The sequence below is a fragment of the Candidatus Benthicola sp. genome, from assembly GCF_058719085.1.
In genome coordinates this window covers 1-8800 of the sequence record NZ_JBZQEK010000192.1, presented here as the reverse complement: position 1 = coordinate 8800, position 8800 = coordinate 1, and the positions used below count along the sequence as shown (strand labels likewise).

The window sequence follows — 8800 nt, the reverse complement described above, 5'->3', positions numbered from 1 at the left end:
ACGCGCGCCATGCTCGGCTTCGGAGCGCCCGAAGCGGAGCTCGTGCTCTCGAGCTTCCTCGTCATCACCGTCCTGACGGTCACGGTCGGCATGCTGGCCGTGCACTGGTACATGCGGAATCGCCGCCTCGAAGACGTGGTGGCCCGTCTGCCGTGGCCCGTGGTGGGCCTCGCGTGGGCTGGAATGCTCTTCCTGATCGTGACCACTCAAGGAACCGGCAATGCCTTCATCTACTTCCAGTTCTGAGTCGGAGCCGGTCTTCCACCGGCGCATCCCGCAGGTCCGGTGGTCGGGCGCGGCGCTCCTCGCCGTCGTCCTCACGGCCGCCGGCATCGGGGCGTGGGAGGCGTACTGGCGGGTCGCGCAGGAGGTCGTGCCCTCGTACCGGAACAGCGACGGGCAGTGGGCCGACGTGCGCCGGCGGGTCGACGCGCAGGAGCCGAACGCGACGGTGTTCATCGGGTCCTCCCGGACGCAGTTCGACATCGACCTCGAGGTGTGGGAGGAGCTGACCGGGGTGCACGGAATTCAGCTGGCGCTCGAAGGCTCGAACCCGCTCCCTATCCTCACCCACCTAGCGGAGGACGAGGATTTCCGCGGCCTCCTGGTGGTCGGGATCACGCCGCCGCTCGTGCTGATGCCGGGGATCGGCGGCCGCGACGGGGTGCTCGAGTACTACGAGGACGAGAGCCCGTCGCAGCGGGTGGGCACGCAGCTCTCCTACCCGCTCGAGAGCAACCTCGCGTTCTACAACTGGGACTTCGCCCTCTTCGCCGTGCTCCAGAGGCAGGCGTGGTGGCCCGAGCGGCCGGGACTTCCCTACCAGCCGCCCGAGGTACGGAAGATCGAGAACATGGACCGGCACCGGGAGTCGGACCTGTGGGACCGGGTGGAGGACGATCCCGTGCTGAACGCCACCGTCACCGGCACGTGGCAGGCGATCGTCGAGTCGCTGCCCCCTCCGCCGCCGCCGGAAGAGGCCCGGGCCGCCTTCGAGGCCCTGCTCGAGCAGGTCGCGGCCGATGTCGCGAAGATCCGTGAGCGAGGCGGAGAGGTGGTGTTCATCCGGCCGCCCTCGAGCGACTGGTTCCGGGAGATCGAGCGGCAGGTCACGCCCCGCGAGCGCGTGTGGGAGCCGATCGTGACCACGGCGGGCGCCGTGGGCGTGCACTTCGAGGACTACCCGGAGCTTTCGGATGTGCGGACTCCGGAGTGGTCCCACATCAGCTCGCGCGACAAGTCCCGGTGGACGAGGGCCCTGGTGCGTATCTTGAGGGAGCGGATGACCGAGGCGGGAGTCCATCGACAGGAGATGGGAACGTGAGCCTGCTCGTAGCCGTCGACTTCTCTTCCGTGGCGGAAGATCAGCTGGAGATCGTGGCCCGGCTGGCGCGCCCCAACCGCGAGATCTACCTGCTCCACGTGGCGGAGCCCGACCCGTCGTTCGTCGGCTACGAGGCCGGCCCGGACGAGGTGCGTCACGACGTGGCCGTCGAGTTCAAGAGGGAGCACGAGCAGCTGCAGGGTCTCGCCGACCGGCTGCGCGAGAGGGGCCACCAGGTGAGCGCCCTGATGGTCCAGGGACCGACGATCCAGACGATCCTCGACCAGGCCGAGCGGCTGCAGGCCGAGGTGATCGTGGTCGGGTCCCACGGTCACGGAAAGCTGTTCGACCTGTTGGTGGGCAGCGTGTCGTCCGGCGTGATGCGGAAGGCGAAGGTCCCGGTCCTGGTGGTGCCGTCCCGCTGATCCGCCGGAGGCGGCGGGCGCGGGCGTGAGCGAGTCCGCCAGCCCGGACATGCCGGCCCCGCCATACCTTCCCGGCCATGTCTTCCGGGCCGTGCCGGCGGACCCGGGATTCGTGAGCCCGAACCGCCGGTGCCTCCCCTACTCCGCCCGAAGCGCCACCGTCGGCTCGACCCGTGTGGCCCGCCGCGCCGGCACCCAGGAGGCGAGGAGCACGATGCCGAGCAGGAGTGCGGCGATCGCGCCCAGGCTCACCGGGTCCGACGGGCTCACTCCGTACAGAAGCGCCGCCATCCCCCGTCCGAGGGCGAAGGCCAGAACCGCTCCCAGCAGACCGCCGGCGGCGGCGATCGCCAGTCCGTGCCGGATTCCCAGGCGCTTCACATCCGCCGCGGTCGCTCCGAGCGCGATCCGGATCCCGATCTCGCGCCGTCGCTGCGTCACCGAGTAGCTGATCACGCCGTACACCCCCACGGCACCGAGCAGGAGCGCCACGGCGGCCGCGGCCAGCAGCAGGGTCATCACGAACTCGGTCGGCGCCACGTCGCGCTGCACCACTTCGTCGAGCGTGCGTACGCCGGCCAGCGGGAGCTTCGGATTGACCGACCACACGGCTTCCCGCACCTGCGGCAGCAGCGCCGTCGGCGGAAGCACCGAGGTCCGCAGCACGTAGGCCATGTTGCGGCGCACCCAGCTCGGGAACTGCAGGAAGTCGTTCACCGCCATCGGCCAGTATGCCACCCCCGGGGGATCCGCGGCGAGGCCGTCGTCCCTGACGTCTCCGACCACGCCGATGACCTCGCGCCACGGCTCGTCGGGCGTGTGCCGGATGCGCTTGCCGAGTGCGGCCGCGGGATCGCCGAAGTGGCGGCGGGCCAGGTTCTCCGTGATCAGCCCGACCGGTCGCCGATCGGTGATGTCGTCCCATTGGATCGTGCGGCCCGCGAGGAGGGGGATCTCCATCGCCTCGAAGTAGTCGGCCCCGATCGCCTTGTAGTTGATCTCCGGCTGGAGGCCTTCGTCGATCCGGGATCCCTCGAGCCACAGGCTGTTCCCGTGGCTGCGGTGCTCCATGGCGAAGCCGGAGGCGAGCCCCACGGACTCGACGCCCGGCACGGCGGCCAGCCGCTCGACGATCTGCCGCTGCATGGCGATCGCCTCGTCCTCGCCGGGGACGTCGGCCGGCGGAATCATGAGCCGGAACGTGAGGACCTCCTCGGGGCGCTCGAAGCCCGGGTCCACCGAGCGAAGGGCGAGGAACGAGCGCAGCATGAGGGCGGAGCCGAGCAGAAGCACGAGGGCGAGCGCCACCTGCAGGCTGGCGAGCGCGCTCCGCGTGCGGCTGCTGGACTTGCCGGAGGTGCGGCTTCGTCCCCCCTCGCGGAGGGCCGAGGCGAGGTTCTTCCGCTCACGACCCGAGACGGGAATCAGCCCGAACAGGAGTCCCGCGCCGAGCGCGATGGTCAGCGTGCCGGCCAGGACGGGGAGGCTCAGACCGATCTCCGAGGTGCGGGGCAGCGAGGCGGGGGCGGCGCTCAGCAGGACGTTCAGCGCGACGACCGCCAGGCCGATGCCGGCCGCTCCTCCCGCCAGACCGAGGAGCACGGTCTCCGCGGCGAAGTGTCGGGCGATCCGGCTCCGTCCGGCTCCGAGCGCCTTGCGCACCGCCACCTCGCGGCGTCTCGACTCGGCGCGGACGAGCAGCAGGTTGGCGACGTTCACGCAGGCGAGCAGCAGCACGAGCCCGACGGCCCCGAGCAGCACCCACAGCGTTCGGGCGATGTTGCCGACGACCTGCTCGCGCAGCGGGCGGACGTTGGGGGTGAGACCGAACTCACGGGCCTGCTCCACCGTCGCCCAGCCGTAGCGTTCGGCGGAGGGGACGATCAGCCGGGACAGGTCCGCCTGGACCGTCTCCGGTTCCGCATCGGGCTTGAGGCGCGCCAGCCCGTTGAAGTCGAAGCTCAGCAGCCCGGCACTTTCCGGATCGACCCGGAGCGGCAGGTAGAGGTCCGGGGCCCGATCGAGGAAGCGCGTGTCGGCCGGAAGGACGCCGATCACCTGGGTGCTCACGCCGTCGAGGGTGAGCACCCGACCGATCACCGACGGATCCCCGCCGAACCGGCGCTCCCAGTATCCGTGGCTGAGCACGGCGGTGAGCGGCGCCTCGTGATGCAGGTCGGCCGGACCGAACAGCCGGCCCGCCTCGGCGTTCACGCGGAGCGCCGGGAACACGCCCCCCGACACGCTGATGATGTTCACGTTCTCGGGGTCCGCCAGGCCGGTGACGGTGACGCTTCCCGGCGTCCAGGCTCCGAAGGACTCGAACACCGACTGTTCCCCCTCGATCTCGAGGAACATCCCCTTCGTCATCCGGATCCGGTCGTAGCCCAGGCCCTCGGAGGCGTGCCACACCACGACCAGGTCGTCCGACTGAGGGTACGGCAGGGGGCGGAGAAGCACGCCGTAGACGACGCTCAGGATCGCCGTCGTCGCTCCGATCCCGAGAGCCAGCGTGATCACCGATACCGAGGTGAACCCCGGGGTGCGAAGCAACCGGCGCGCCCCGTTCCTCAGGTCCGCCACCAGCGCCTCGAAATCGAGCACGCGCTCCCAGGCGGCGTGCGGGACCGCGCCGACGGCCCGCATCGCGAGAGCCCACCCGCCCGGCGCGCGGCCGAGCCGGGACCTCGCCTCCCGCCAGTGCAGGAGCTCGGCCTGCCACGCCTCCAGCCAGCCATCCCGCCGGTCGCCCGGGACGAGGAGCGACGCGAGCGCGAGAATGGAGCCGGCGACGACCGGAAGCTCCGTCCGGTCCGGCGCGCCGCTCACCGCGCCCCCTCGCGGGCCGGGTCACCCGCCGATGCGTGGGACTGCGACCTGGCGCCGGCCTCCTGGGTGAGCGCCGCCAGGCGTCGCACCGCCGCGTCGAGCGCGCTCCGTCCCGACGGCGTGAGCCGGTAGTACCGGCGGCGGGGCCGACGCTCGGCATCCGCCACTTCCCTCTTCTCCCACCGGCTGCGCAGGTAGCCGCGCTCGTCGAGCCGGCTGAGCGCCGGGTAGACGGTCCCGCTCGGGAGGCCCGTGCGGTCCATGATGTCGGTGCCGTATCCGTACCCGTCCCGCACGGCTTTCAGCACGGCGATCGTGGCGTATCCCAGCTGTCTGCGGCCCATGGACCTGTCTCCGTCCGGTGCTCGTGTCGTGATCTTCGCGGCGGCTCGCTCCGGCAGCCCCGCTCCGACCGCGACACTATGTAGATATTCTATCGACACTATGTAGACATTCTACCCTCATGTCAAGGTTCGGGTGGGATGTAGGTCTGGAGAAGGAAGCGCGGAACGCTTCCCGACGGCTCGAAGAACCGGACGCAGAAGCGCGACACGCCACCCCGAAACACGAAAGCCCGGCCTTTCGACCGGGCTTCCGCTGTCCTGTCCGTCTGTTGTCGTCAGCGGATCGGGCTCACGCCACGTCTCCGCCGATCCCGGAACAGGACGCCGGGCGTCCCCGTGCCGCCCGGATCAACCGGAGGGACTCTCGTCGACCCCGGCGTTAGGTCCGGAGCCTCCGTCGCGGCGTTGTCGGCGGAATTCGGGGTCCACACCGGGCCGGACGGAGGCTCTCGAAGTCAGGGTTTCGACGTCATCCGCACTCGCTGTAGCCGCAGGCGTGACACTTCACGCACCCCTCGGCGAACTCGAGACCCGAGCCGCAGTCCGGGCAGGTGCCGATGAAGGTGAGCGCCGCCTGCTCCTCGAACCGGTGGATCTGCGGCTTGTGCGCCGTCTGGGTTCCCCCGTTCGTGGCCTTGGCCGCGCCCGGCTCCTGGATCGGGAGGCTCGTCTGGATGCCTTCCTTCTCCTCCAGGTATTTCTCGACCACCTGGGCGATCGCGTCCGGGCTCGACAGCACCTTGTTCGGGCCGAAGCCGACGGCCCGGTCGGACGAGATGCCGCGAAGCTGCTTGTGGATCGCCCGGAGCGAGATGCCGCTCCGGAGCGCCAGGCTGATCAGGCGGCCGATCGCCTCGGCGTCCGCCATCGCCGGCCCGCCCGCCTTGCCGAGGGCCACGAACACCTCGAATGGCCGGCCCTCTTCGTCCTCGTTGATCGTCACGTACATGTCGCCGAGTGGCGACTCGATCTTCCGGGTCACGCCGCGCAGCACGTGCGGACGGGAGCGGACGGCGGGCTGCTTCATCATCCCGCCCTCGAGAGCCGCGATCTGGTCCTCGCGCTCCTCCAGCTCTTCTTCGAGCTCGGTGATGCGACCGAGCGCGCCGATCAGCTCCTGCGCCAGCTCCGAGTCCCCGATCTTCTCGAACGCCTCGCCGCCGGCCGCCGCCACCACCTGCTTCGCCGTCTTGCCGGTCGACAGCACCTGCGCATCGCGGGAGCCGTCCCGGTACACGGTGACGCCCTTGCACTTCAGCTTGTAGGCGAGCTCGAAGATCTCGCGCACATCGTCCTCGGTGGCCTCGTTCGGGAAGTTGCACGTCTTCGAGATCGCCGAGTCCGTGTTGGCCTGGAAGGCCGCCTGCATGCGGATGTGCTGCTCCGGCGTGACGTCGTGCGCGGTCACGAAGACATCCTGGACTTCCTGCGGGACCTCGTCGAAGTGGATGTGGCCCTCGTCGGCGATCCGGCGCATCAGGTCCTCGGAGTACCAGCCCCCCTCCTTCGCCATGCGGACGAACTCGGGGTTCACGTCGGGCATCAGCACGCCGGCCTGGTTGCGCATGAACGCGACCGCGAACAGCGGCTCGATCCCGCTCGCGCACCCGGCAATGATCGAGATCGTCCCGGTCGGCGCGACGGTGGTGAGGTTGCAGTTCCTCAGGCGCCGCATGGGACGGATCCGCGCCCCGTGCTCGTCCCTGGCCGCCTTCTCGTCCGAGCCCCAGATCGACTTCTCCCACTGCGGAAACACGCCGCGCTCGGCCGCCAGCCGCTCCGACTCGACCTTGGACTCCTCGTCGACGAAGCGCATCAGCTCCCGCCCGAGCTCGATGGAGCGCGGAGACCCGTACGGCTCGCCCAGCTTCACCAGCATGTCGGCCCAACCCATGATGCCGAGACCGATGCGCCGGATGTTCTTGGACAGGTCGTCGATCGCCGGCAGCGGGTACTGGTTGGCATCGATCACGTTGTCGAGGAAGTGCGTGGCCTTGTGGACCGCCGTCCGCATGCCGTCCCAGTCGATGCGGCCGTCCTCCACGAAGGCGCCCACGTTCACGGACCCGAGGTTGCACACGTCGTACGGAAGCAGCGGCTGCTCCCCGCACGGGTTGGTGGCCTCGTAGGAGCCCATGTGCGGCACCGGGTTGTACCGGTTGGCCTCGTCGATGAAGAACACGCCCGGCTCGCCGTTCCGCCACGCGCCGTACACGATCTTGTCGAACACCTCGCGCGCATCGAGCTGGCCGACCGGCTCGCCGCTCCGGGGGTTCTTGAGATCGTACTTCTCGCCCCGCTCCACCGCCGCCATGAAGTCCTCGGTGACGGCCACGGAGATGTTGAAGTTCGTGATCTTGTTCTTGTCTTCCTTGCAGTCGATGAAGCCCAGGATGTCCGGGTGATCGATGCGCAGGATCCCCATGTTGGCGCCGCGCCGGGTGCCGCCCTGCTTCACCGCCTCGGTGGACGCGTCGTACACCTCCATGAAGCTCACCGGCCCCGAGGCCACACCCATGGACGACTTCACCACGTCACCCGCCGGGCGGAGACGGCTGAACCCGAATCCCGTCCCGCCGCCCGACTGGTGGATCAGCGCCATGTCCCGGAGCGTCTCGTAGATCCCGCTGAGCGAGTCGGGAACCGGAAGGACGAAGCAGGCGCTGAGCTGCCCCAGCGGCCGGCCCGCGTTCATGAGCGTCGGGCTGTTCGGCTCGAACTGCCCGAACGCCATCATCTCGTAGAACTCGCGTGCGGTTTCCAACACCTGCTCGGAAGAGGCGCCGTACCCGGCGTCCACCGACGCGATGACCCTGGCCACCCGCCAGAACATGTCCGTCGGCGATTCGATCGGCTCGAGGTCCTCGTTCTTCTTCAGGTACCGCTTCGCGAGGACCGTGTGGGCGTTCTCGGTCAGCCGGGGCTCGGGCAGGTCGGAGGGAGGACTCTCCAGGTCGATGGCCGGAGACTCCAGGTCGGTGTCGGTGCGGATCGCGGTGTCCGGTTGCTGCATCAGGGCGCCTCTTTTTTCCTCTCGGGTTCGGGACGGTCTTTCCGCGTTTCTATGTCCTACCCCGGCCCGGACGGCCAGGTCGTTCGTCTCGGCACTTCATCCCGCCGTCGCCGTGTTCAGGGGTGACGATTCCCCCGGGGGTGACGGTCACCCTGCAGACACCACACCTGATGATGTTGAGTCGTTTGTCGCGGACCGGGCGGGACGAGCTCGGTCATGCCCCGAGCGGCGAAGACGCCGTTCGCGTAGCCCCAACATGTTGGGGTGCACCAAGAATAGGAACCCCATATGTGGTGGTCAAGGGCTGGTTTGTAACAAGCGCGCGTCCGCGCGATGATGGCGGTTTTATGGGGTCATCCGTGACTCGATGCCGGGTCCGTCGGCGGCCCCGTCCAGCGGCCGCCGCGGTGCCCTTCCTTCAGCTCCCGGTAATGCTCCACCGTGAGCCGGGCCCGGCGGCGGAGCTCTTCGTCGACGCTCCTCACCACCCGTCCCGGGACGCCGACTACCAGGCTCCCCGGCGGTACCTGCATGCCTTCGCGGACGACCGCCCCCGCCCCGATCACGCTGCCGGCGCCGATCACGGCACCGGAGAGCAGGACGGCGCCCATCCCGATCAGGCAGTCCTCCTCGATCTCGCAGCCGTGGATGATCGCCCGGTGACCGATGCCGACCCGATCGCCGATGCGGCAGGGCCGATCGAAGTCCACGTGGACCATGGTGAGGTCCTGGACGTTGGTCTCCTCCCCGATCTCGATGGGCGCGATGTCGCCCCGGAGAACGCACTGGTACCAGATGCTGGAGTGCGGACCGATGGTCACGTCGCCGGCCACGTCGGCGGAAGGAGCGATCCACGCCGTCGGGT

General features: G+C 69.6%; 6 protein-coding genes and 1 pseudogene. 3 read left to right on the top strand and 4 right to left on the bottom strand.

The features are described 5' to 3' along the window. The 3 genes and pseudogenes from AC36XV_RS13395 to AC36XV_RS13385 all read left to right on the top strand — a co-directional run. Positions 1–246 (top strand): annotated as a pseudogene (locus tag AC36XV_RS13395) (MBOAT family O-acyltransferase); the annotation flags it as partial. Further along, the gene (locus tag AC36XV_RS13390) at positions 221–1324 is read left to right on the top strand and encodes a hypothetical protein (protein ID WP_492204191.1); all 1104 of its coding nucleotides are present in this window, start codon (positions 221–223) and stop codon (positions 1322–1324) included. The pseudogene AC36XV_RS13395 and the gene AC36XV_RS13390, both read left to right, overlap by 26 nt. After that, positions 1321–1749 (top strand): universal stress protein, encoded by a 429-nt coding sequence (locus AC36XV_RS13385; protein ID WP_492204190.1) that lies wholly within the window; start codon positions 1321–1323, stop codon positions 1747–1749. The genes AC36XV_RS13390 and AC36XV_RS13385 overlap by 4 nt, the downstream gene beginning before the upstream one ends. A 138-nt stretch (positions 1750–1887) precedes the next feature. Here AC36XV_RS13385 and AC36XV_RS13380 read toward each other — a convergent pair whose 3' ends face one another. The 4 genes from AC36XV_RS13380 to AC36XV_RS13365 form a co-directional block, all read right to left on the bottom strand. Beyond that, on the bottom strand, positions 1888–4578 hold the full coding sequence (locus AC36XV_RS13380) for an ABC transporter permease (RefSeq protein ID WP_492204189.1): 2691 nt from the start codon (positions 4576–4578) through the stop codon (positions 1888–1890). Beyond that, complete coding sequence (locus tag AC36XV_RS13375) at positions 4575–4922, bottom strand: PadR family transcriptional regulator (RefSeq protein ID WP_492204188.1); 348 nt, start codon at positions 4920–4922, stop codon at positions 4575–4577. The genes AC36XV_RS13380 and AC36XV_RS13375 overlap by 4 nt, the downstream gene beginning before the upstream one ends. Before the next feature lie 469 nt (positions 4923–5391). Next, the gene (locus AC36XV_RS13370) at positions 5392–7935 is read right to left on the bottom strand and encodes a vitamin B12-dependent ribonucleotide reductase (protein ID WP_492204187.1); all 2544 of its coding nucleotides are present in this window, start codon (positions 7933–7935) and stop codon (positions 5392–5394) included. Between the two features lie 353 nt (positions 7936–8288). Then, a partial coding sequence (locus tag AC36XV_RS13365) for a gamma carbonic anhydrase family protein (protein ID WP_492204186.1) occupies positions 8289–8800 on the bottom strand: 512 nt, incomplete at its 5' end.